General features: G+C 74.8%; 25 protein-coding genes. 12 read left to right on the top strand and 13 right to left on the bottom strand.

What is annotated here, in order from left to right; genetic code table 11:
- Window positions 1-47: 47 nt before the first annotated feature.
- The 5 genes from ACGWYJ_RS17835 (at window position 48) to ACGWYJ_RS17855 (ending at window position 5,816) form a co-directional block, all read left to right on the top strand.
- On the top strand, window positions 48-1,142 hold the full coding sequence (locus ACGWYJ_RS17835) for an aminotransferase class V-fold PLP-dependent enzyme (RefSeq protein ID WP_395107140.1): 1,095 nt from the start codon (window positions 48-50) through the stop codon (window positions 1,140-1,142).
- 90 nt (window positions 1,143-1,232) lie between these two features.
- Window positions 1,233-1,877 (top strand): LysE family translocator, encoded by a 645-nt coding sequence (locus tag ACGWYJ_RS17840; protein ID WP_395107141.1) that lies wholly within the window; start codon window positions 1,233-1,235, stop codon window positions 1,875-1,877.
- Between the two features lie 172 nt (window positions 1,878-2,049).
- Window positions 2,050-3,078 (top strand): ACP S-malonyltransferase, encoded by a 1,029-nt coding sequence (locus ACGWYJ_RS17845; RefSeq protein WP_395107142.1) that lies wholly within the window; start codon window positions 2,050-2,052, stop codon window positions 3,076-3,078.
- A gap of 91 nt (window positions 3,079-3,169) precedes the next feature.
- Window positions 3,170-5,041: a hypothetical protein gene (locus ACGWYJ_RS17850; RefSeq protein WP_395107143.1), complete on the top strand. Its 1,872-nt coding sequence runs from the start codon at window positions 3,170-3,172 to the stop codon at window positions 5,039-5,041.
- A gap of 199 nt (window positions 5,042-5,240) precedes the next feature.
- Entirely contained in the window at window positions 5,241-5,816 is a 576-nt protein-coding gene (locus ACGWYJ_RS17855; protein ID WP_285693812.1) for a TerD family protein, read from the top strand.
- Window positions 5,817-5,978: 162 nt separating this feature from the next.
- On the opposite strand, the gene ACGWYJ_RS17860 is transcribed toward ACGWYJ_RS17855, so the two are convergent.
- Together ACGWYJ_RS17860 and ACGWYJ_RS17865 are read right to left on the bottom strand one after the other, a co-directional pair.
- Complete coding sequence (locus tag ACGWYJ_RS17860; protein WP_395107145.1) at window positions 5,979-6,404, bottom strand: RidA family protein; 426 nt, start codon at window positions 6,402-6,404, stop codon at window positions 5,979-5,981.
- A 104-nt stretch (window positions 6,405-6,508) separates the two neighbouring features.
- Complete coding sequence (locus ACGWYJ_RS17865; protein WP_395107146.1) at window positions 6,509-8,206, bottom strand: class I adenylate-forming enzyme family protein; 1,698 nt, start codon at window positions 8,204-8,206, stop codon at window positions 6,509-6,511.
- Window positions 8,207-8,446: 240 nt separating this feature from the next.
- Here ACGWYJ_RS17865 and ACGWYJ_RS17870 point away from each other — a divergent pair, with 240 nt between their 5' ends.
- The 5 genes from ACGWYJ_RS17870 to ACGWYJ_RS17890 all read left to right on the top strand — a co-directional run bounded on the left by ACGWYJ_RS17870 (window position 8,447) and on the right by ACGWYJ_RS17890 (window position 13,719).
- Entirely contained in the window at window positions 8,447-9,268 is an 822-nt protein-coding gene (locus ACGWYJ_RS17870) for an HAD-IIA family hydrolase (RefSeq protein WP_395107147.1), read from the top strand.
- Between the two features lie 204 nt (window positions 9,269-9,472).
- Window positions 9,473-10,426, top strand: coding sequence for a DUF3152 domain-containing protein (locus ACGWYJ_RS17875; protein ID WP_395107148.1), 954 nt, complete (start codon window positions 9,473-9,475; stop codon window positions 10,424-10,426).
- A gap of 72 nt (window positions 10,427-10,498) precedes the next feature.
- Window positions 10,499-11,122 (top strand): YigZ family protein, encoded by a 624-nt coding sequence (locus ACGWYJ_RS17880; protein WP_395107150.1) that lies wholly within the window; start codon window positions 10,499-10,501, stop codon window positions 11,120-11,122.
- A 75-nt stretch (window positions 11,123-11,197) separates the two neighbouring features.
- On the top strand, window positions 11,198-13,024 hold the full coding sequence (locus tag ACGWYJ_RS17885) for a sensor histidine kinase (protein WP_395107152.1): 1,827 nt from the start codon (window positions 11,198-11,200) through the stop codon (window positions 13,022-13,024).
- A gap of 32 nt (window positions 13,025-13,056) precedes the next feature.
- Window positions 13,057-13,719: a response regulator gene (locus ACGWYJ_RS17890; RefSeq protein ID WP_395107153.1), complete on the top strand. Its 663-nt coding sequence runs from the start codon at window positions 13,057-13,059 to the stop codon at window positions 13,717-13,719.
- On the opposite strand, the gene ACGWYJ_RS17895 is transcribed toward ACGWYJ_RS17890, so the two are convergent.
- A complete protein-coding gene (locus ACGWYJ_RS17895; protein ID WP_395107155.1) occupies window positions 13,683-14,474 on the bottom strand; it encodes a DedA family protein in 792 nt (263 codons plus the stop codon). The two genes, ACGWYJ_RS17890 and ACGWYJ_RS17895, sit on opposite strands and share 37 nt — an antisense overlap.
- Window positions 14,475-14,643: 169 nt before the next feature.
- Here ACGWYJ_RS17895 and ACGWYJ_RS17900 point away from each other — a divergent pair, with 169 nt between their 5' ends.
- Entirely contained in the window at window positions 14,644-15,288 is a 645-nt protein-coding gene (locus ACGWYJ_RS17900; RefSeq protein ID WP_395107156.1) for an HAD family hydrolase, read from the top strand.
- Window positions 15,289-15,367: 79 nt separating this feature from the next.
- Entirely contained in the window at window positions 15,368-16,096 is a 729-nt protein-coding gene (locus ACGWYJ_RS17905; protein WP_395107157.1) for a hypothetical protein, read from the top strand.
- Between the two features lie 13 nt (window positions 16,097-16,109).
- On the opposite strand, the gene ACGWYJ_RS17910 is transcribed toward ACGWYJ_RS17905, so the two are convergent.
- From ACGWYJ_RS17910 to ACGWYJ_RS17955, 10 genes are all read right to left on the bottom strand, one after another.
- Window positions 16,110-17,153 (bottom strand): tyrosine-type recombinase/integrase, encoded by a 1,044-nt coding sequence (locus ACGWYJ_RS17910; RefSeq protein WP_395107158.1) that lies wholly within the window; start codon window positions 17,151-17,153, stop codon window positions 16,110-16,112.
- Between the two features lie 1,072 nt (window positions 17,154-18,225).
- Window positions 18,226-18,597 (bottom strand): gas vesicle protein K, encoded by a 372-nt coding sequence (locus tag ACGWYJ_RS17915; protein WP_395107159.1) that lies wholly within the window; start codon window positions 18,595-18,597, stop codon window positions 18,226-18,228.
- Window positions 18,594-18,818 (bottom strand): gas vesicle protein, encoded by a 225-nt coding sequence (locus ACGWYJ_RS17920; protein ID WP_395107160.1) that lies wholly within the window; start codon window positions 18,816-18,818, stop codon window positions 18,594-18,596. The genes ACGWYJ_RS17915 and ACGWYJ_RS17920 overlap by 4 nt, the downstream gene beginning before the upstream one ends.
- A complete protein-coding gene (locus ACGWYJ_RS17925; RefSeq protein ID WP_395107161.1) occupies window positions 18,815-19,489 on the bottom strand; it encodes a GvpL/GvpF family gas vesicle protein in 675 nt (224 codons plus the stop codon). Before ACGWYJ_RS17925 ends, ACGWYJ_RS17920 begins: the two co-directional genes overlap by 4 nt.
- A complete protein-coding gene (locus tag ACGWYJ_RS17930) occupies window positions 19,486-19,878 on the bottom strand; it encodes a gas vesicle protein (protein ID WP_395107163.1) in 393 nt (130 codons plus the stop codon). The genes ACGWYJ_RS17925 and ACGWYJ_RS17930 overlap by 4 nt, the downstream gene beginning before the upstream one ends.
- A gap of 50 nt (window positions 19,879-19,928) precedes the next feature.
- Window positions 19,929-20,225 (bottom strand): gas vesicle protein GvpO, encoded by a 297-nt coding sequence (gene gvpO, locus ACGWYJ_RS17935; protein ID WP_395107164.1) that lies wholly within the window; start codon window positions 20,223-20,225, stop codon window positions 19,929-19,931.
- A gap of 31 nt (window positions 20,226-20,256) precedes the next feature.
- Window positions 20,257-20,484, bottom strand: a complete 228-nt coding sequence (locus tag ACGWYJ_RS17940; protein WP_395107165.1) for a gas vesicle protein GvpG — start codon at window positions 20,482-20,484, stop codon at window positions 20,257-20,259.
- Between the two features lie 4 nt (window positions 20,485-20,488).
- Entirely contained in the window at window positions 20,489-21,262 is a 774-nt protein-coding gene (locus ACGWYJ_RS17945; protein ID WP_395107166.1) for a GvpL/GvpF family gas vesicle protein, read from the bottom strand.
- Window positions 21,259-21,717: a gas vesicle protein GvpJ gene (gene gvpJ, locus ACGWYJ_RS17950; protein WP_395107167.1), complete on the bottom strand. Its 459-nt coding sequence runs from the start codon at window positions 21,715-21,717 to the stop codon at window positions 21,259-21,261. Before gvpJ ends, ACGWYJ_RS17945 begins: the two co-directional genes overlap by 4 nt.
- A gap of 196 nt (window positions 21,718-21,913) precedes the next feature.
- Window positions 21,914-22,255, bottom strand: a complete 342-nt coding sequence (locus ACGWYJ_RS17955; RefSeq protein WP_395107168.1) for a hypothetical protein — start codon at window positions 22,253-22,255, stop codon at window positions 21,914-21,916.
- Between the last annotated feature and the right edge of the window lie 686 nt (window positions 22,256-22,941).

Raw genomic sequence — 22,941 nt, forward strand, 5'->3', positions numbered from 1 at the left:
AGACAGTACTTTGCCTTATGGGTGCGGTGTCGCCGATGATCGGGGCTATGACCGTCTTCACCGCCGCCGGGGAGCGGCTTGCGATCGAGGAGGCGCGGGCCCAGTTCCGCGCCGGTGTCGCCTATCTCGACACCCCCACCTACGGGCTGCCGCCGCGCGCCGCGCACGAGGCGATGCTGGCCTCCGAGCGGGACCGCGTGACCGGGCGGATGAGCACGGCCGACGCCGGTGAGGCGGTGGAGCGGTCGCGGGCGGCGTTCGGGCGGCTGATGGGCGTGCCGCCCGAGCGGGTCGCGATCGGGCCGCAGGTGTCCTACTTCGTGGGCCTGGTGGCGGCGTCGCTGCGGCCGGGCTCGAGGGTGCTGGTGGCCGACGGCGACTTCACCTCGCTGCTGTTCCCGTTCCTGGAGCGCGCCGAGCGGGCCGGTGACCTGGTGGTGCGGTCGGTTCCGCTGGAGCGGATCGCCGAGCGGGTGGAGCCGGGCGTGGACCTGGTGGCGGTGTCGGCGGTGCAGTCGGCCGACGGGCGGATCGCGCCGATGGAGGACCTGATCGGCGCGGCGCGGGCGCACGGGGCGCGGATCCTGCTGGACGCGACGCAGGCCGCCGGGTGGCTGCCGCTGCCGGCCGACCGCGTGGACCTGCTGGTGTGCGGCGCCTACAAGTGGCTGCTGAGCCCGCGCGGCACCTGTTTCCTGGCCGGCTCGAGCGAGGCGCTGGCGGCGCTGCCGGCGCTGTGCGCGGGCTGGTACGCGGGCGAGCGGGTGTGGGAGTCGGTGTACGGGGCGCCGCTGCGGCTGGCCGCCGACGCGCGGCGCCTGGACCTGTCCCCGGCCTGGCAGAGCTGGATGGGCCTGGCCCCGGCGCTGGAGCTGCTGGGGCGGGTGGGCGTGCCGGCGATCCACCGGCACAACGTGGCGATGGCGGACCGGTTCCGCGCGGGCCTGGGCCTGCCGCCGGGGGAGTCGGCGATCGTGTCGGTGCCGGTGGCCGAGGGGACGGCCGAGGTGCTGGCCGGGGCCGGGGTGGCGGCGTCGATGCGGGCCGGGCGGCTGCGCTGCGGCTTCCACCTCTACACCACCGAGGAGGAGGTGGACCGTGCGGTGGAGCTGCTGTCGGGCCGCGTCGTCGCCCGCCCCTGACCCCGGATCGCGCGTTGCCCGGTGAACCCGCCCGTTTCCCGATAATCTGGGCGCCACGGGACGTGCACCGGGGCCTGGAGGGGTGCGGCGGTGGGAGCGGAGCATCTGGCGGCGTTCGCGGTGACGATGTGCCTGGGCGCGATGTCACCCGGGCCGGACTTCGCGCTGGTGGTGCGGCACGCGGCCGTGGGCGGGCGGCGCGGCGGGACGGCGACCGCGCTGGGCGTCGCCGCCGGGGTGCTGATGTGGGCGGTGACCGCCGCGCTGGGGGTGGCGGCGCTGCTGGCCGCCTCGGCCACCGCGTTCACCGTCGTCAAGATCGTCGGCGCGGTGTACCTGCTCTTCCTGGGGGTGCGGTCGCTGCGGGCGGCGGCCAGGCGCACCCCCGGCGACACCGACGACACGGGCGAGACCGGTGGCGGCGGGGCCGCGTCCCCCTGGCCGTGGACGGCGTTCCGGCAGGGGCTGCTGTGCAACGCGCTGAACCCGAAGGCGGCGGTGTTCTTCGTCGCGCTGATGCCCCAGTTCCTGGGCGGGCATCCGGCGGTCACCGACACGCTGCTGCTGTCGGCGGTGGCCGCGGCCGTGGCGGGCGTGTGGTTCCTGCTGGTCGCCAACGTGGTGGGCGCGCTGCGCCGGGTGATGGCGCGTGACCGGGTCCGCCGCGCCATCGACGGGCTGACGGGCACGGCGATGATCGGTCTGGGCCTGCGCCTGGCCGCCTCCCGCGCCTGACCTTGCGTGCCCCCGGCCGGGGGTGGCCGATCGGTGCTCGCCGGGGTCGCGGACGGTTGTCAGGCCGATCGGGCGCGTGAATAATCCGAACAGAAGAAACTTTCCCTCATTCGGAGTAAGGCGCACATTAACTCCACGGAAGGTCTTTTCACCTTCAGGTAAGGAGACTCCGGTGTCCCTTTCCTCCGCCTGGCGGGAGCACGCCGGTTCCGGCGCCGCCTTCCTCTTCCCCGGCACCGGCTCGTCGGGCGTCCCGGATCTGCGGGCGCTGGCGGGCGCGCACCCGTCCGCTCCGGCGCTGGTGGAGGAGGTGGCGGACGCCGTCGAGGAGGCCCTCCACCACACGGTTGCCGGGCCGGGCGGGGAGGACGCGCCGCGGTGGCCGTCGATGCGGCGGGTCCTGCTGGAGGAGCCGGAGGAGTTCCGCACGGTCGCGGATGTGCCGGGCGTTCCGCAGATGGCCTCCTACACCGTGTCGGTGGCGGTGGAGCGGGTGCTGCGGGCGGCGGGGGTCGAGCCCGGTTTCGCGGTGGGGCAGAGTTTCGGTGAGCTCCCGGCGATGGTGTGCGCGGGGGTGTTCACCGTGGGTGAGGGCGCGGTGATGGCCGCGAGCCTGGTGCGGGTGCTGGCCCGGTACGGCGCCGGTGGCGGGATGGGCCTGGTGGCGGCCGATGAGGGCGGGGCGGCGGAGCTGATCGCGGCGGCGGGCGCGGCGGGGCGGGTGGTGGTGGCCTGCCGTAACGCGCCGTCGGTGACGGTGGTCAGCGGCCCGTCGGGTCCGTTGGAGCGGGTGCTGGAGGCCGGGCGGCGGGCGGGGGTGCGGGCGGTGCGGCTGGCGGTGCCCAACCTGTCGCACCATCCGGCGATGGCGGGCGCCGACCGCGAGTGGTACGGGCTGATCCGGCGGTTCCCGCAGCGCCCGCTGCGGGTGGCGGTGCATTCCCCGGTGCGGGGCCGCGCCTACCGGGACGGGGACGATCTGCATCGCGCGCTGGCCGAGTGCATCGTGCGGCCGGTGTCGCTGCCGGAGACGCTGCGGGCGGTGCACGCGGCGGGCGCGTCGGTGTTCGCGGAGGCGGGCGCGGGTGACGCGCTGTGCCAGTGCGCGCGGCTGTGCGTGCCGGGCGCGCGGACGCTGGTGCCGCTGCCGCCGCGTCCCCGCCGTGCCGCGGCGGCCGGGGGCCGCCCCGCCGGCGCCTGACCCGTCCCGCCGGTTCAGCGAGGAGAGCACCCGCGGCAAGGGCGCGCAGGGGCGCGCAGGGGTGCGGAGGGAGCGCGGAGGGAGCGCGGAGATGGACGTTTCCGGTTCGGTCGCCGGTCCGGATCTGCTGCGGTTCGTGCGCGGCCCGGCCCCGGACGGCGGGGCGGGGGCGATGGCGGCGCGGGCGGTGCCGGGCGCGTTCTTCGCCTATCCGGACGGGCTGGCGCCGCGTGAGCGCCAGGCGCTGACCTACCGGCGGCTGCGGGAGGCGGGGAGGAGCGCGCCGCCGGCGGCCGAGCTGCTGGCCGACCCGCCCGCGCTGTGCGCGCTGCTGGAACGCGCGGCGGTCGCCGATCCCGCCCTGTTCCATGTGATGCTGCTGCACTACACGCTGGCGCTGGGCCCGATCCTGCGGCTGGGCGCGCCGGGTGCGGGCCCTGAGCGCCGGCGCGCGGATCTGGAGTCGATGGCCTCGTTCGGGACGCTGCTGATGACCGAGCTGGGCCGCAGCAACAGCCATCTGTCGCCGCGCACGGTGGCCCGCTACGACGCGGCGGCGGGGGAGTTCGTGCTGGACACCCCGGACGCGCGGGCGGTGAAGTTCCCGACCAACACCGCGCATCCGCTGGTGCCCAAGACCGCCGCGGTGTACGCGACGCTGGTGCATCAGGGCGCCGAGCGGGGGGTGTTCGTGTTCGTGGTGCCGCTGCGCGGCCCGGACGGGGCGCCGCCGCCGGGTGTGCGGATCCTGCCGGCGCCCGACACCACGGGTTTGCCGGTGGACTACGCGGCGGTGCGGCTGGAGGGGGTGCGGGTGCCGCGGGAGGCGTGGCTGAGCGACGGCGCGTCGCTGGGGCCGGACGGGTCCTTCCACGATCCGGCGGGGGACGCGGCGCGGCGGCTGACGCGGTCGATGGGGATCGCGCCCGCGGTGTGGCGGGCGGTGATCTCGGCGATGGCGGCGGTCACGCGGGCCTCGGCGGCGACGCTGCTGGCGCATTCGGCGGGCCGTGTCACGCTGGGGCGGCTGGCCCCGCTGCGTCCCCTCACCGACTACGGCAACCAGCGCGAGGCGGTGCTGTCGGCGCTGGCCTCGGCGTACGCGCTGACGGCGGTGGCCTGGCACGTCAAGGGCTCGCGCACCGCCGCGGACCCGCACCCGGCCCCGGACCCGGAGGGTGGCGCGGGGCCGGTCACGGCGTGGGCGCCGTGGTCGGCGGTGGACCGGGACCTGGCGTTGCTGAAGGCGGCGGCGACGGCGGAGGCGGACGCCACGGTGTCGCTGTGCCGGACGCATTGCGGCGCGCCGGGGTTGACCGGCACCGACCGGCTCAACGCCTACCGGGGCCTGACGCACGCCTATCTGAACGCCGGCGGCGACAACGACCTGATCCTGTTCGACACGGCGCGGGCCATGGCCGGCCTGGACGGCTACCGGCCGCCGCGGTGGCAGGCCCCGCCGCCGGACGGCGGGGACCTGCTGTCGCCGCCGGTGTGGCTGGGGGCGGCCGCCGCGTGCGAGGAGCGGATGCGGGCGCGCCTGGCGGGCCGGGTGGAGGCCGCGCGACGGGCGGGGCTGGACGGGTTCGCCGCCTGGAACGCCAACCTGACCCTGGCCGCCCGCACCGCCGAGGCGTGCGCGGACCGTCTCGTCCTGGAGATCCTCACCGGCGCCGCCCCGGGAGGCGGCGGTCCGGACGCGCCGGTTGACGTGCCGGAGGGGGCGCTGGGCGATGTGCTGCGCCTGTACGCGCTGGGGTGGATGGACCGGCGCGGCGGGCGGCTGCTGAACGAGGGGGTGGTGGCGCCCGGGACGCTGGACCGGGTGTGGGAGCTGCGGGGCCGGGTGGCCGGCGCGCTGGCGCCGCACGCGGGGCGGCTGGCCGCCGCGTTCGAGCTGCCCGCGGAGATCACCGCGCCGGGCGCGTTCGTCCCCGGCGCGCACGGCGCGGGGGGCGGGTGAATCGGGGGCCTATGAGGCGTGGTTCGGCCGTGCGCGGCGCGGTTTTCCCCTACCGTGTGCGGAGGCGGATGCGGCACGCCGACCGGCGGCGTGGGCGGTGGGAACCGGCACCGGTTGACTACCGTTCTCGTTACAGGTTCTCGTGACAGACCGTACGGGTGACAGGCGTCCGCGCGGACGCGATACGGAGGTAGACACAGTGGGAGTCAGTCTGAGCAAGGGCGGCAACGTCTCGTTGACGAAGGAGGCTCCCGGACTGACCGCGGTCGTGGTGGGTCTGGGCTGGGACGTGCGGACCACGACCGGAAGCGACTTCGACCTGGACGCCAGCGCCCTGCTGTGCTCGGCGGAGAACAAGGTCCTGTCGGACAAGCACTTCGTGTTCTTCAACAACCTCAAGAGCCCGGACGGGACGGTGGAGCACACCGGTGACAACCTGACCGGCGAGGGCGAGGGCGACGACGAGCAGATCAAGGTGAACCTGGCGGCGGTTCCCGCCGAGGTCGCCAAGATCGTGTTCCCGGTGTCGATCTATGACGCCGACAACCGGCAGCAGAGCTTCGGCCAGGTCCGCAACGCCTTCATCCGGATCGTCAACCAGGCCGACAACAGCGAGATCGCCCGGTACGACCTGAGCGAGGACGCCTCGACCGAGACCGCGATGGTGTTCGGCGAGCTGTACCGGCACGGCGCGGAGTGGAAGTTCCGCGCGGTCGGGCAGGGTTACGCCTCCGGCCTGGCCGGTATCGCCTCCGATTTCGGCGTGAACGTCTGAGCGTGAACGTCTGAGCGCGGCCGCGGCCGGTGCCGCGCCGGGCCATGCCGGGCCATGCCAGGGCCCCGGGGAGAAGTCCTCCCTCGGGGCCCTGTTGCGCGTGCCCGCTGCCCGCCTTCGGGGCGGGTTCTCAGGTGGGCGGGTTCAGGTGGGCGGGGTGGTTCAGGTGGGGACGGCGGCGAGCGCCTCGACCTCGATGAGCAGGTCGTCGCGGAACAGCGCGGACACCTCGACCAGGGTGCTGGCGGGGCGGACGCCGTCGGGCAGGAACTCGTCCCGCACGGCGCGCACGAGGGGGACCTGGGTGACGTCGCGGACGAAGTAGCTCAGCTTGAGCACGTGTTCCCAGCCGGCGCCGGCGGCGGCGAGGGCGTGCCGCAGGTTGGTGAACACCTGCCGGGTCTGGGCGGCCAGGTCGCCGGGGCCGACGAGCTCGCCGGAGGAGTCCAGCGCGATCTGGCCGCTGATGACGACCAGGCGGTGGGGCGGGTCGGCGGTGACGACATGGCTGTAGCCGGGACCGGGCGCAAGCTCGGGCGGCGCGAGCTGCCCGATGGTCGTTCCAGGACGGGTTGGGTTGTCACTCACCCGCCCCACCTTAGCGGCGTGATCAAGTACCCGCGGCACGGGAACGCGCGCGGGCGCCGGGCACGGCCGCCGGGCACGGCCGGTGGGCGCGGCCGGGCCGCTGCTCAGGGGAGCAGTTCGGCGCGCAGCTGGGTTTTCAGGAGCTTGCCGCCGGGGTTGCGCGGCAGGTCCTCCTCGCGGAACCACACGTGCGCGGGCACCTTGAAGGCGGCGATCCGTTCGCGCAGGAAGGCGCGCAGCTCGTCGGCGGTGGCGGTGGCGCCCGGCCGCAGCCGCACGACGGCGCCGACCTCTTCGCCGAGCACGTCGTGGGGGACGCCGATGACGCCGCAGTCGGCGACGGCGGGGTGCTCGTACAGGGCGGCCTCGACCTCGGCGCAGTAGATGTTCTCGCCGCCGCGGATGAGCATGTCCTTGGCGCGGTCGACGATGTAGACGAAGCCGTCGTCGTCGAGGCGGGCCAGGTCGCCGCTGTGGAACCAGCCGTCGACGAAGGCGCGGGCGGTGTCCTCGGGCCGCCCCCAGTACCCCTTGATGACGTTGGGGCCTTTGATGAGCAGCTCGCCGACCTGCCCGGTGGGCAGGTCCTCGCCGGTGGCGGGGTCGACGACGCGCACGTCGCAGACCGCGACGGGCGGGCCGACGCTGTCGGGGCGTTCGATGTAGCCGGCGCCGGCGTTGTAGGTGGTGACCGAGGAGGTCTCGGTGAGGCCGTAGCCGTTGCCGGGGGTGCGGGCGGGCAGCCGCTCCTTGATCTTGTCGACGAGGGTAGGGGGTGCGGGGGCGCCGCCGAAGCTGACGCCGGTGAGGCTGGAGGTGTCGTACTTGTCGAAGTCGGGGGAGGTGAGGACCTGCCAGGCCATGGTGGGCACGCCGCCGAACCCGGTGACGCCCTCGCGTTCGATGAGCCGCAGCGCCTCCTGAACGTCCCACTTGTACATCAGCACCACGGTGCCGCCTTGCAGGGCGCTGGTGACCAGTACCGAGTGGCAGCCGGTGGCGTGGAAGAACGGCACCGACAGCAGGGTGACGCGGCGCTGGGGCGCGAGCAGGTCGGTGATGTCGCGCCCGCCGCGGACCTCGGCGGAGGCGATGCCGTAGGCGAGGCTGACGGGGTTGCCGGCGATGTTGCGGTGGGTGCCCAGGGCGCCTTTGGGACGGCCGGTGGTGCCGGAGGTGTAGAAGATGGTGGCGTCGTCCTCGGGGTCCAGGGGCACCTGCGGCGGGGTGGTGGCGGGGTCGACGTCGCCGAGCACGTCCTGCCAGGCGCGGGCGCCGGGCGGCAGGTCCCGCGCGCCGCCGGTGCCGGGGCGGGCGACGATGGCGGGCACGCCCAGGCGGGGCAGGGCCTCGGCGAGCCGTTCGGCGCGCTGGGCGTCGGCGACCAGCACCTTGGCGCCGCTGTCGGTGAGGCCGTACTCCAGTTCGTGGGCGGTCCACCAGGCGTTGAGGGGGACGACGACGGCGCCGGCGATGGCGGCGCCGAAGAACGCCACCGACCATTCGGGGAAGTTGCGCATGGCGATGGCGACGCGGTCGCCCTTGGCGACGCCGTAGTGGTCGATGAGGCGGTGGGCGAAGGTGGCGGCGTGGGCGTAGTGCCCGGCGAAGGTGAGCCGGTCGTCCTCGTAGACGAGGTAGTCGGTCTCGCCGTGGCCGCGGGACAGCTCCAGGATGTCGCGCAGGCTGGTCGGGGCGTGCTTCCAGACTCTGGTGCGCACGCCGCGGATGTCGATCTCGTCGAGCTCGAACAGCTGCCCGGGGGCTGTCAGGGCCTTGCGTACCTCGGCGACGCTCTTCACACGCGACCTCCCTACCGTCCGCCGCGACGGGACCCGGGTGGTCCCGAACCCGGTTCGGCCGGTCTCGTGGGGAATGTATGGCGGCGCCGCCCGTCAGGTCAACGCGGTGTTTCCGGTGCGGGTACGGGTGGTGAACCCGGGCGGCCCGGCCCCGCCCGGCCGCGGGGCCCGCCGAGACCGGGGTGAGGCCGGGGGTGAGGCGGGCCGGGGCGGGCCCGTGGTGCTGCGAGAATGGGGGGCATGACCGAGCGCAAGCCGATCGAGTACTGGCTGTCGGACATGGACGGGGTCCTGGTGCACGAGGGCCGTCCGATCCCGGGGGCCGAGGAGTTCATCACCCGGCTGTCGCGGTCGGGCACGCCGTTCCTCGTCCTGACCAACAACTCGATCTACACGCCGCGGGACCTGTCGGCCCGGCTGGCCTCGATGGGCCTGGTCGTGCCGGTCGAGTCGATCTGGACCTCCGCGCTGGCGACCGCGCAGTTCCTGTCCGACCAGCGCCCCGAGGGGTCGGCGTACGTGATCGGTGAGGCGGGGCTGACCACGGCGCTGCACGAGGCCGGGTACATCCTGACCGACATCGATCCCGAGTACGTGGTGCTGGGCGAGACCCGCACCTATTCGTTCTCGCAGATCACCCGGGCGCTGCGGCTGATCGAGGGCGGCGCCCGGTTCATCGCGACCAACCCCGACCCGATCGGCCCGTCCACGGAGGGGTCGCTGCCGGCGTGCGGCGCGGTCGCCGCGATGATCACCCGTGCGACGGGGGTGGACCCGTACTTCGTCGGCAAGCCGAACCCGCTGATGATGCGGACGGCGCTGAACCGGGTGGGCGGCCATTCGGAGTGCACCGCGATGATCGGGGACCGGATGGACACCGATGTCGTCGCGGGCGTGGAGGCCGGGCTGGAGACGATCCTGGTGCTGAGCGGGGTGACGTCGAAGGAGGAGATCGACCGGTTCCCGTTCCGTCCCTCGCATGTGGTGCCGTCCATCGCCGACGTGCTGCCGATGCTCGGCGAGCGTTCCGGCGCCTCCGCGGGCGGCGACCTGCCTGCCTGACCCGCAGGCCCGCCCTGCCCGCCGCCCCCCGACCGCCGGCCCTGCCCGCCGGCCCGGCGTGGCCGTCCGGTCCGGCTGCCCTGCCCCCGGTTCCCCCAACACTGTCACTTTGGGCGATCGTCTCGCTACAATGCGTGATGATACGTGGACGATCTTCGCGATGCGCCGGTCAGAAGGGGTGTCGCGGCCGGGGGGCGGGGAGCAATGCAGCGACTCAGGAGGCCCGGGCGGGTTCCGGCACCGACGCGGCCCGCGGGACGCCGCCGGCACCGGCGGCGGCGCCGCAGGGCGTGGGCGGCGGCGTGGACGCGCCCGCACCGGCACGGCTGGACGGGATATCGCGGCTCACGGGCGGCCCGCGTACGCAGGCTGCCGGGAGGCGCGGTGACCGTCGTGGCGGCGGCGGTGACGGTCGTCGCGGGCGCCGGCCTGGCGCTGTGGGCTCGGACAGGCACCGCGGGCGACGCCGTGGTGAGGGGCGGCGCGCGCACGCACGCCCACCTGGCCCACCCGGGCGGCACGCCCGCGGGCTCCGGCGCGGAATCCGCGCGTTCCGGGCCGGGCGCGGATGCGGCCGCGCGGGCGGGGGTGGTCAACGGCAGGCGTCAGCCGCCGCGGGTACGGGTTCCGTGGTCGGCGTCGGGCCGTTACCTGGTGGTGCCGGGGTCGGCGCAGGCGCCGCCGGGTCCGGGCCGGGTGGTGCGGTACGCGGTGGAGGTGGAGCGGGGCCTGCCGTTCGCGGCCGGGTCGTTCGCGGCGCAGGTGCACCGGGTGCTGAACGATCCGCGCGGCTGGGGGCGGGGCGGCGCGCTGCGGTTCGCGCGGGTCTCCCGCGGGCCGGTGCGGTTCCGGGTGGCGCTGTCGAGCCCGGCGATGACCGAACGGATGTGCCTGCCGCTGCGCACCGACGGGCTGCTGTCGTGCCACAGCCACGGCCGTTCGGTGATCAACGCGCGGCGGTGGGGTCAGGGTGCCCGCCCGTACGGCGCCGACCTGGCCGCCTACCGGGAGTACCTGATCAATCACGAGGTGGGGCACGCGCTGGGGCACGGTCACCGGTACTGCCCGGGGCGGGGCATGCGCGCGCCGGTGATGGTGCAGCAGACCAAGTCGCTGTACGGGTGCCGCCCCAACCCGTGGCCGTTCCCGCACCACTGACCCCGTCCCGGACACCGCCGTCCCGCCCGTGGGGCGGCCGCCCGGGGGCGGGCGTTAGACTCGGGCGCCATCATGCGGCTGATCAGGAACGCGGGGTCGCACGAGCTGGAGATCCGCAAGTCCCGGTTCGTGTGCACGCTGGCGCGGGCGTCCTCGGAGGACGAGGCGGTGCGGTTCATCGCCGCGCACCGCCGCGCGCACCGCGACGCCACCCACAACTGCACCGCCTACGTGGTGGGGGAGCTGGGGGAGATCACCAAGTCCGGTGATGACGGGGAGCCGGCGGGCACGGCGGGGGTGCCGATGCTGGAGGTGCTGGTCCGGCGGGGCCTGACCGATGTGGTGGCGGTGGTGACGCGGTATTTCGGCGGGGTGAAGCTGGGCGCGGGCGGGCTGGCGCGCGCCTACGGGCGGGCGGTGTCGGAGGCGGTGGACGCGGTCGGGGTGGTGGAGCGGGTGCCGGTGGTGACGGTGACGGTGCGGGTGGAGCACGCGCTGGCGGGCCGGTTCCTGGGTGATCTGCACGGTGCGGGGCGGGTGCCGGGCGATGTGCGGTACGCGGACGCGGTGGAGGCGGACGTGGCGGTCCCGGTGCCGGAGGTGGAGGGGTTCGAGGCGTGGGCGGCGGAGGTCACCGGCGGCCGTGCCCGCACCCGCCGTGGCGCGCCGGGTTTCGTGGAGGTCCCCGTCCCCTGACCTCCCGGTCCCCGGCGGCCGGGGGTTGACTTTCGTCAGTATCGGCCGGGTCGTCCCGCTTGTAGCCTGGCGTGCGTGAGCGGGGTGAACGGCGGGAGCGTGCCACGACGCTGGTCACCGGCCCGCCCCCGCCGCGCCACCGAACCCGTCCCCGCCGGATCGGCGGGCACGGCCGGTACCCGTCCGGGCCGTCCGGGCCGTCCGGTGCTGCGCGTGGTGTGCGCGGACGTGGCGCTGTACGCGGTGCTGGCGTTCCCGGTGGCGCTGGGGATGCTGGGGCCGCGGCCGGGGGATCCGGCGTGGTGGGTGCAGGGCGCGGGACTGGCGGTGCTGGCGGTGGCGGTCGCGGCGGGCCGGGCCCGGCCGCTGCTGTCGCTGCTGATCGTGGCGGGGCTGTGCTCGGTGCACGGCAACTTCGTGTTCGGGTTCCCGGTCATGGCCTATCTGACCGGTCGGCGCCTGGCCGGCGCCCGGCAGGTGCTGTGGGCGTTCACCGGCATCTGCGTGGCCGGCACGGCGTTCAACATCGCCCGTGGCGCCGCGGTCACCGAGTGGTTCCCGCTCACCCTCTACCTGGTGCTGCTGGGGGTGCTGCCGTGGCTGGCGGGCCGGGCCTGGCGGCAGTACCAGGAACTGGTGTACGCGGGCTGGGAACGGGCCGAGTGGCTGGAGCACCAGCAGCGCATCACCGCCGAGCGGGAGCGGCTGCGCGAGCGCGCCCGCATCGCGCGGGACATGCACGACTCGCTGGGGCACGAGCTGGCGCTGATCGCGGTGCGGGCCGGCGCGCTGCAGCTGGCGCCGGGGATGGCCGAGCGTCATCGCGCCGCGGCGGCCGAGCTGCGCGAGGGCGCCGCCCGGGCCACCGAGCACCTGCGGGAGATCATCGGTGTGCTGCGGGACGGTGACCCGCCCGCCGCGTTCACGGGCGGGCAGGCGCTGACCAGGCCGGCGGGGGAGAGCATCGCCGAGCTGGTCGAGCGCGCCCACGCCTCCGGCATCCCGGTGCGCCTCACCGGCCCCGAGCCCCCCAGCGGGGCGGGCGAGGACGGCGGGGAGCCCGAGCCGGCGCCGATGGTGCGGCTGGCCGCGCACCGCGTGGTGCAGGAGGCGCTGACCAACGCCGCCAAGCACGCTCCCGGAGCGCCGGTCACCGTGAGCCTCGCCCGTACCGGCGAGGCGATGGTGGTGTCGGTGGTGAACCGCCCCCCGCCACCCCGAACCACCTCCACCGGCCCGGCCGCCGACGGCGGCGGCGGCCGGGGGCTGGCGGGCCTGGACGAGCGCGTGCGGCTGGCGGGCGGCACCCTGCGCGCCGGTCCCACAGACGACGGCGGCTTCCGCGTGCGGGCCGAACTGCCCCTCACCCCGCCCGGCCACGCCCAGGACCGGGACGGCCCCGCCCCGGACCCCGGAGACGCGGGAGAGACCGCGGACACCCCGTCCCCGTCCGGTGCGGGGGCGCCGTGGCGCGGCGGGACACAGGAGGCGCTGTCGGAGTCGGCGCGGCGCCTGGCACGGGCGCGCCGCCGGGTGCGGCGCGGCCTGGTCACCGCGATCGCCGTCCCGGCCGGGCTGCTGGCCGCCCTGTCGGCGGTGATGGTGGCCTACTACGTGTACGCCACCCTGAACTCGGTGCTGAGCCCCCACGACTACCGGGCGCTGCGGATCGGCGCCGAGCGGGCCGCGGTGGAACGGGTCCTGCCGCCCCGGCAGTGGATCAGCGCGGGCGCCGCCCGCCGTCACCATCCCGAGCCGCCGGGCATGACCTGCCGCTACTACCGCCCCCACGCCAACGTCCTGGGCATGAGCGCCTTCTACCGGCTGTGCTTCCAGGGGGACCGGCTGGCCCGCAAGGACGTCCTGGGCCCGCTGCCCTCCGAGCCCGGCGACAACGACTGACAACGACCGTTCAGGGAAAGGGGCCGCGCGCGGTGATCCGGGTTCTGCTGGCCGACGACGAGGCGATGATCCGCGCCGGGGTGCGGGCGATCCTGTCCGCCGACCCGGGGATCGAGGTCGTGGCCGAGGCCGGCGACGGCCGCGAGGCGATCGACCTGGCGCTGGCGCACCGCCCCGACGTCGCGCTGCTGGACATCCGCATGCCGCGCCTGGACGGCCTGGCCGCGGTGCCCGAGCTGCGCAGGCTCGTCCCCGGCACCGCGCTGATCATGCTGACCACGTTCGGGGAGGACGACTACATCGCGCGCGCCCTGTCGGAGGGCGCCAGCGGGTTCCTGCTGAAGGCCGGGGACCCCCGCGAGCTGATCGCGGGGGTGCGGGCCGTCGCCGACGGCGCCGCCTACCTGTCACCCAGGGTCGCGCACCGGGTCATCACCGAGCTGGGCGGCGGCCGCATGTCCCAGGGGTGGGCCGCGCGGCGCCGCACCGGGTCGCTGACACCCCGCGAACGCGAGGTGCTCGCGCTGGTGGGCACCGGCCTGTCCAACGCCGAGATCGCCCGCCGCCTGCACGTGGTGGAGGGGACGGTCAAGGCGTACGTCAGCGCGATCCTGACCCGCCTTCAGGTCAGGAACCGCGTCCAGGCCGCGATCATCGCCTACGAGGCGGGCCTGGTCCCCGAAGACCGCACCTGACCCTCCCGCCCACCCCGGGGGAGGGGCCGCGCCCCGCCGGTCTCCACCGGCCCGTCCTGCCCGCCCTGCCCGCCCGTCCGCTCCCCGGTGCCGCGGCGGCGGGAACGGGCGCGGCGTCCCCGCGCGCAGCGGACGGACTCCACCACCACGGTCAGCGTCACCGCCAGCCCGACGCCCAGCGCCACCCCGCGGATCGGGTCGTGCTCGAACGCGGCGCCGCCCGCGAACCCCAGCAGCCCCCCGTACAGCGCCCACGTCACCGCCGCCAGCGCCGCGAACGGCGTGAACGACCGCAGCGGCCACCGCACCGCGCCCATCGTGACCGTCACCGCCGTGCGCCCGCCCGGCACGTACCGGGCCACCACCAGGATCAGCCCGCCCCGCCGGTCCACCGTCCGCCGCGCCCACGCCAGCGCCGCCTCCCGCCGCGCCCGCACCCTGCCGGCCGACCTGCCCGCCGACCTGACCGCCGCCCCGCCGGGGGCACGCGGCCCCGTGCCGGCCAGCAGCCGTCCGCCCGGCCCGCGTCCCAGCAGGTACGACACGTGGTCGCCCAGGAACGCCCCCAGCGCCGCCAGCGCGATCACCGGCGCCAGCTCCGGCTCACCGGCCGCCGCGTACACCCCGCCGGTGATGACCATGCTCTCGCCGGGCACCACGGGGAAGAACCCGTCGATCGCCGCGGCCGCGAACACGGCCAGGTAGAACCACGGCGAGGTCACCGCGGCGTCGAGCACGCCCAGCACCGATCCCATGCCACGACGCTAGGAACCGGTCACGGGCCGGGGCATCGCACCAAGGTCGCCGGCCACCCCCCACTTCCGGCAGTACCCGCCCCCTCCCGCGGACGAGGACACCACCCCCGCGCGCGGGACGGCGCAACGGTTCGCCACCCCCCACCCCGACCCGACATACTTCCCACCTGTGACAACACTGCACATCTTCGACATGGACGGGACGCTGCTCCCCGGCACCACCGCCAACCTCGAGGTCGCCCGCCGCCTCGGCACCCTCCCCGAACTCCACGCCCTCGAAGCCCGCCTGGCCGCCGGGGAACTGGACACCCGCGGCTTCTCCACCCACATCCACCGCCTCTGGAGGCACCTCACCCCGCAGGACGTCGCCGCCGCCTACGCCGCCGGGCCCTGGCTCAACGGCATCGCCGAGGTGACCGCCGACATCCGCGCCCGCGGCGAGCACTGCGCCGTCATCACCATGTCACCCGACTTCTTCGCCCGGCACCTGCTCGACCTCGGCTTCCACGAGATCGCCGCGTCCCGCTTCCCGCCCCCGCCCTTCACCGCCCCGCTCGACCCCGCGGGCATCCTCACCCCCGACGACAAGGTCCGCGTCACCGAGGACCTGCGCGCCCGCCACGGCGTGCCCCTGGACCGCTGCCTGGCCTACGGCGACTCCCTGTCCGACGCGCCCCTGTTCCGCCACCTCACCCACACCGTCGCCGTCAACGCCGACCACCACCTCGCCGGCATCGCCGCCCTGGACTACCGCGGCGACGACCTCACCGAGGCGTACCGCCTCGCCCGCACCCTCCTGCCCGGCACCCCCTGACCCCGCCCCGGCCGGGCCGCCGCTGCCCTACCGTGTGTCCCACCCACCTGCCCCACCACCCTCCACGGAAGGCCCGCCCATGGCCCGAACCGACGCCCCCGCAGGCGCCGACCCCGGCGACCCGCCCGCCCAGACGGCACCCCCCACCCCGCCGCACACCACCACGAGCGCCGCCCCGTACCTGCGATGGCTCGCCGTCATGGCCGCCGCCTACGCCATCACCCACCACACCGGCGTCGCCCTGGCCTGGCTCGGCTCCATCGGCCAGACCCGCTGGGCCGACTGGATCGACCTGCTCACCCCCTACGCCGTCCTCCTCCCGGCCGCCGCCGCCCTGCACCGCGGGCAAGCGGCACGCCACCACTGGGCCCTGTACCTGGCCGGCGCCCTCACCTACGTCGAAGGCCACGGCATCCACCTGTCGGCCAACTCCGTCGGCAACGTCGCCCCCAGCGACATCGCCCACCTCTGGGACGAATACGTCGGCCACTACCTGTGGTACGGCGGCGTCACCCTGGTCTTCACCGCCCTGGCCGCCGCCCTGGCACGCCGCCCCGCCGCCACCGGCGTCCTCGCACCCGCCCTGGCCGTCCTCACCGGCCTCACCTACACCACCAACGCCCTGGAAGGCCAGACCGCGCTCGCCTCCATCGCCGTGTCCGCCGCGTTCACCGCCTGGGGCTGGACCACCCGCCACCGCCTGGGCCGCCTCCTGCTCATCGCCTTCGCACCCGCGCTGCTCATGCTCATCACCTACGGCATCTGGCACGGCGGCTTCCCCGAACCCACCGAACTCGGCTGGATCTGACACCCCCCGGCGGTCAGCCCGGGTCGTCCCGGCCCAGCAGCGGATGCACCCGCATCGCCGCCTCCAGCTCACCCGGCAGCTCATCCCGGTAACGCCCCAGCGTCGACAGATCCGAATGCCCCAGCACCCGCCGCACCGCATCCATGTCCGTCGCCGCCGCCAGCAGATGCGTCGCCGTCGTATGCCGCAACCCATGCGGCGTCACGCCACGCCGCGCCCGCGGATCCACCCGCTCCAGCACCCGATCGATCACCCCCTGCACATCCCCCCGCGCCAGCCGCCGCCCCCGCCACGACAACAACAACGCCTTGGGCTCACGCCCCCGATCCAGCGCCCGGCGCCCCTCGGCCAGATACACCTCCAGCACCCGCGCCACCGCACCCGGCAACGGCACATCCCGCGTCCGTCCGCCCTTACCGAAGATCCGCCAATACCGCACACCCCCGTTCACATAGAAATCCTCCACATCCGCCCTCGTCAGCTCCGACACCCGCGGCCCCACCGCCGCCAGCAGCAACACGATCAGCGCGTCCCGCAACTCCGTACGCTGATCACGCCGCCGCGCCGGATCCGGCGCCGCCTCCGCCAGCCCACGCGCCGCACCCACCAGCCCATCGGCCTGCTCGGCCGTCAGCGCCCGCCGCTCGGCCCGCAACCCGCCCCGCACCTTCGGACGCAGCGTCACCGCCTCCATCGGGTTCAGCTGCACCCACCCCGCCACCGCCGCGTACCGGAAGAACGCCGACAACGACCTGAGAAAACGCGCCTGCGACGACCCCGACTGCCGCGGCCCCGCACCCGCCGGCGGGCCGCCGTCCCTGCGCCGCCCATCCGGCTTGTGCGCGAACCTCAGCAGCACCTCGTCCACGTCCGCGCCGTCCAGATCGTCCAGCACCCCCTCACCACCGGCCAGCTCCGCGAACGTGTGGACATCACGGATGTAGACCTCGGCCGTACTGGCCGCCAGCGCACCGGTGGCCGCCTTGGCACGGATCATCTCGGTGTAACGGCCCACGGCCTCGCAGACCGTGACCCGCTCGACATCAGAGGGACGCACCCGCGGGACGCTACCGCCCACCCCCGACAAAACACCCGGCCATCACTCACAGTGACCAAACCCGCTCGAGCGCGCCGCAGACACCGGGGGAGCGGCCCCCTCCAAACCCACCGTCACGGACCCGCACACGCCCCGTGACCGGCCGATCCCGGCAACTGGCAGATCATCACCGTCAACGGTGCCGACGCCGGGATGCTCAGCGCTGTCCAAAGGTCCAAGAGACGGCACAACCAGCCGGCTGCCACGGACTCCAGGCGCCTGAAAACCATACAGAATCCCCGTTCTGTCCTGTATCAACCGAATTGCCCGCTTCAAGGGATCTGTAAGGCGCCCTGCGGCAAGTCACCAGGTTCACCCTGACACGCCGACCGCACACCGCGCCGAGAGAGGCCGGCGGGCTCGGCGCCGGAACGTCGGCCGGGCAGGATTCCGGCCCTGGCGCCGTTCTTGCCGAACGCGGGAGGCACTCGGCCCGGCGTCTCGGCCACCGCGCCGCCGCGCAAACAGGCGCGTGCCGCCGGAGAAGGCGCGGCCTCGGCGCGGGCCCGGCCACGTCGCTAAGCCATTTCGTCGGAGATCCCGTTCCTGATGGCTCGGGCGGCGCGCCGGTGCGAGATCCGGCGGCCGCATGTGAGCCGTACCGTCGCGTCCACGGCTTCGCGCATCGGCCGCCCGAGGCCGGATGTGACGTCGGCGTGGTGAGTGTGGTCCGCTCGCCGGTGTCCGGATGCAGCGGCTATGGGTCCTTCTGAACCCCTTCCTCCCTATGGTTGATAATGAGCATTATGTCAAGTAGCGGCGGTGGCCTGCGCCGGGCCTCCGCCCGTTGACCCCTGCCGACCCCGTTCGGTGGCGGCAGGTCACCCGGGTGGGAGTGACTCGAACGCCACCGGGGTCGTCATACGCCCCGGTGGCGTTCTGCACAGACGATTCTCACCTTGAAGCCGGCGCGGCCGCGTCCGAGCGCCCTCCGCCGCTGGCGGGGCGCGTGTGGAACAGTCCCGCCATGGCACGGCCGCCCTTTGCGGCTCGCGGCAGGACCGGCACGCGGCCGGAGGGCCGTGGCGGCGGCTCAGAGGAGTGGGCCGAGGGGGCCCAGGTCGAGGTTGAGGTCGTCGTCGGTGAGGTCGAAGTGGTCTTTGAGGCGGGTCATGGCCTCTTCGAGGCGCATCAGAGCGAGGCCGAGCCGTTCGATCTGCTCGTCGGTGAGGTCGCCGTCTTCGGCGCGGCGTAGTGCCTGGCGTTCCATGAGCCGGCGTACGAGTTCGACCAGGGTGAGGACGAGTTTGACCAGGTCGCGTTCCACGGTTTCGGGGTCGGACCGCAATCGCCGCGTGACGGGGCCGGTGGTGGGTGCGGGCCGTGCCGGGCCTGGGGGCGGCCAGGGTGCCGTGTCGTGGACGTGGCGCTTCCCGTGGAGGGGGCCGCGGGCGGGTTCGCTCATGGGGTCTCCTCTGCGGCCGTCCGCGGCAGGATGTCCTCGCTGATGGTGGTGATCAGGGCGCGCAGCGACACCCGCACCAGGTCGACCTCGGCGATGGAGATGACCAGGTCGCCGCTGATCACCACGCCGCCGGCCAGGAGCCGGTCCAGCAGGTCGACCAGCGCGATGCGTTCCATCGGCGGGCCGGTGCCCGCGTGGTCGGCGTACACGGGAACGGTCATTCTCCTGTGCCGTCCTGTGCGGTGATGAAGGAGTAGGGCGGCCAGGGCCCGGTGACCTCCACCTCGATCCCGTCCAGGCGATCGCCCGCGGCGCGGGCCGATTCCACGAACCGGTGGGCGTGGTCGTCGTGCAGTCCCTCGGCCAGGCCGGCGAGGTGCCGGGCGGCGCGCTCGCGGCGGCGCCGCTGGTCCTGGCGGCGCCTGAGGTAGGCGGTGCCCGCTCCCCCGCCACCGGACCCGCGGTCCGGCTCCTGTGCGGCTTGTGGGGGGTGGGCGTAGGCTTTCACGCCCCATTCGGTTCGGCCGGTGATGCCGTCCAGGACGCGCGTGAAATGTTCCCGCCGCTGGGTGAGGACCTGGCGGACGCGGTCTTCGTCGCGGTAGAGGGTGGCGATGCGCACCGGGGCGGTGGGGGCGTTGCGGGCGGCCAGGCCGACCACGTCGTGGTGGGCGCGCGCGGTGTCCTCCAAGAACCGCAGGTCCTCAAGGTTGGCGCGCAGGGCCTGCTCCCCGTACCGGTCCAGGCGCGCGGTGCTGACCAGCGCGGTCAGCCCCGCGGCGGTGACGGCGCGGACGGGTTCGGCGTCGACGCCGGTGGCGCCGTTCAGCGCGGCGGGGTCCAGGCCGCGCGTCACCCCGTACAGGTACACCGCTGTGCCGTCGCCGCTCACCGCCGGGCCTCCTTCCCCTCACGCCCGGAGGGCAGCGCGTCGGCTTCCAGGGCTTGGAGGCGTTCACGCAGCAGGCGGTTCTCCTCTCTGAGCTCGTCGGGCGCCGCGATCTGCCCGTCGTGGCGGGCGCGTGAGGACAGCGACGGGTCGTGCTCCCACCAGTCGATGCCCATCTCCTTGGCGCGGTCGACCGAGGCGACCAGCAGCCGCAGCCTGATGGTGAGCAGCTCGATGTCCAGCAGGTTCACCCGGATGTCCCCGACGATCACGATGCCCTTGTCGAGGATGCGCTCCAGCAGGTCGGCGAGGTTGGCGGGTCCGGCGCCGCCCGGCGCCGGGCCGGGCCGGGCGGCCGTGGCGCGGGCGCCGCTCCAGGGGATCTCGCTCACGTGACTTCGGTGTCCTTTCCATGGCGGGCGGGCGGTGTGCCGTGGCCGGGTCAGTCGGTGCCGGTGCGGCCCCGCGGGTAGCGGCGCAGGCGCCGGTAGGAGACCAGGTCGCCGTCGTCGTCGACCTCGGCCTGATAGGCGGCCAGGATGTCGGCGGAGTCGGGGATGCGGTGGGTCTCGACGACCTCGACGGTGACGCGCCAGCCCCCGCTCCCCCGCTCCCCCTCGTCCGCGCGGTGGCCGCCGGCGCGTTCGATCCCGATGACGCACTCGGCGGCGCGGCCGGTCATCGTGGTGACATGGTGGACGGCGCGTTCGGCGGCGTCACAGGCGGACAGCATCCTCATCCCTTCCCTTCGGCCCGCGGCGCCCGGCGCCTCAGGCGCGGCCGGTCAGCCTGCGGACCAGTTCCTCTTCACGCTCGGCCGCCTCCTGCTCGCTCATCTCCCCGGCCGCGACCGCGTCGGCGATGTCCCGCATCTCCGCCGCGACACGCCCCGGGTCGTACAGCCGCGCCTCCGCCTGCTCCTGCAGCACCTCGGCGAGCCACACCACGCCCCGCACGGGCGCCAGCGGCAACGTCAGCAGGCCGGTGGCCATGCCCATCGCTTCACGCCTCCGGAACGAAGTCGTACGGCGGAAGCGGCCCGATCAGCCGCAGCGTGATGCGGTCGGCATGCCGCGCCCCCAGGTCACGCACCGCCCCCTCGAAACGGTCCCGGCGGTCACGCGAGACCAGGAACGCCGCGTCCACCACGTCCTCCTGCCGCGCCGGCGGCTTGCGCACCAGTGCCTCGGCGGCCGGCGCCAGCGCCTCCAGCAGCGCCTGCCCGTCACGGTCACGGCGCCGCTCCAGCGACTGCGCGATCATCTCGCCCAGCCGCACCCGGTCGTAGTGGGCGGCCTCGGCGGCACCGTCCGGGACCCGCCTGATCCGGTCGTTGAGATCGGCGATCTCCGGCTCCTCGGCCAGGGCCTCCCGCAGCACCGCGTCCTGCACGTAGGTGCCGCGCACCCGCAGCTCCACACGCCCGTCCAGATGGTCCAGCACCTCCGCGAGCCGTTCGGCGTTGGCGGCCAGCAGCTCCTCGCGCACCGCGCCCGGCCCGGCCAGTACCGCACCGAACCGGAACGGCGCCACCACCCCACCGGCCTCCAGGAACGCCTCCAGCACCCGCTGATGCGCCACCAGATCACCGCGCTCCCCCAGAGGCCGCTGAACGGGCAGATCACCGGCCACGGCCGCGCATCGCTCATGCTCGATCAGCCGGACCGGCTGGTCCGCGACCCCCGTCAGCGCCTCGGGCACCGCGACGCCGGGACGGGTGACGCCGTACACGTACTGCGGAACCTGCTCACCCTGCTCCGGGCCTGCGGTGGTCATTCCTGGTCCTCCTTGCGGGACGGACGGCGCCGCGCCGGCTGCCGCTCCTTCTCCTCGGAGTCCTCCTCGGAGCCCTTCTCGGGCTCGGAACCGCCGAAGGTCTCCTTGAGCTTCTCCTGCGCGCCCTGCAGGGCGCCCTTGGTCTTGCGGCCGGCACCCGACTCGGTCAGGCCGCCCACCATCTCCGGCAGCCCCTGGGCGTTACCGGTGCCGGCCAAGTCGAGGCGGTTGCACGCCTCGGCGAAACGCAGGTAGGTGTCCACGCTGGCCACCACGATCCGCACGTCCACGGTCAGGATCTCGATACCGACCAGCGCCACCCGCGCGTACAGGTCGATGACCAGGCCCTTCTCCAGGATCAGGTCGACCACGTCGGCGAGCGTCCCACCACGCTGCCCGCCCTGGGATTGCTGGTAGGTGGTGCCGGAGGTCTGCTGGGCGATCGGCCCGCTCATCTCATCCACTCCTTTTCGGCGGTGTGCCGGCGTCGTACGCAGGCCGGGTCTCGTACCCGAGCACAACGGACTAAACGGGCACCCGGGAAACGGTCATGACCACACCAAGAACCCCGCCCCTCCCCCGCCCTCCCGCACGCGCGCACGCCAAGGACCGGGCCGGAGACTCCACCCCGGCCCGGTCCCCGCGCCGCCGTCAGCGCCCGCGCGCCAGCCGGCGCGCCACCACCACGACCGCGCCCGCCGCCGCCACGGCAGGCGCCGCACGCAGCAACCGCCGCACGGTCATCAGCTTGCCGAGCCTGACGACCTGACCGGGCAGCGCGACCGCCGTCCCGGCCACCCGGCCGGCACCCCGCCGCGCACCCTCAGCGGTCCTCGTGGCGGTCTCCGAGGTGGTCGTCGTAGCGTCCTTGCTCTTCGACGCGGTTCTGGACGCCGCACCGGACGCGCGCGAGGCGCTCTTGGCCGCCTTGCCCGCAGCCCTTCCGGCCTTGACCTTGCCGTCCTTGCCGCCGTCCGCGGCGTCCTGCTTCACACGGTGAACGCCACCATCAGGCGTCGAGGGGGTTCCCACTGTCACGTTCCTTCCATTCCGGGGGCAGCCCGCGGCAGGACGGACGCGACCGCGCCCCTCCCGCAGGCCCTAGCCGCACTACCCGGCCTGCCCGCGGTAAACCCGCCCCCGGCAACGGGCACGACCGGATGGTCGGATCCGGCCCGCCCGCTCACCACACCCCCGCCACCCGCCCCACCGTGCCGCGCTATCGTTTCCCCGGACCGCCCCCGCCGCCGACCGGCACCGGCGGCGCACCAGGAGGACCCCATGGCGCGACGGCCACCCCGCGCCCGCACCACCATCCTCACCGCCGCCGCGCTCACCACCCTCCCCCTGCTCGGCCCCTCCACCGCGCCGCCCCCACCCGACGCCGCACCACCCGCACGCGTCCTGTCCCGCTACGAGACCTCCGCGCCCGGCAACCACATCGACCGCGACTGCGGCTACTCCGCACCCCAGCCCGGAACCCGCCGCCAAGCCCTCTGGCTGTTCTGCGACTCGGCATGGACGGGCACCCACCGCGGACTCTGGTTCGGCGCCACCGCCGCCACCGGCCCCTACCGCCCCCGCCGCGTCCCCCCCAGCCCCACCCCACTCCCCCCCCCCCCCCCCCCCCCCCCCCCCCCCCCCCCCCCCCCCCCCCCCCCCCGCCCCGCCTCCCCACC

It is taken from the genome of Actinomadura sp. SCN-SB, assembly GCF_043906805.1.
Classification (GTDB): domain Bacteria; phylum Actinomycetota; class Actinomycetes; order Streptosporangiales; family Streptosporangiaceae; genus Spirillospora.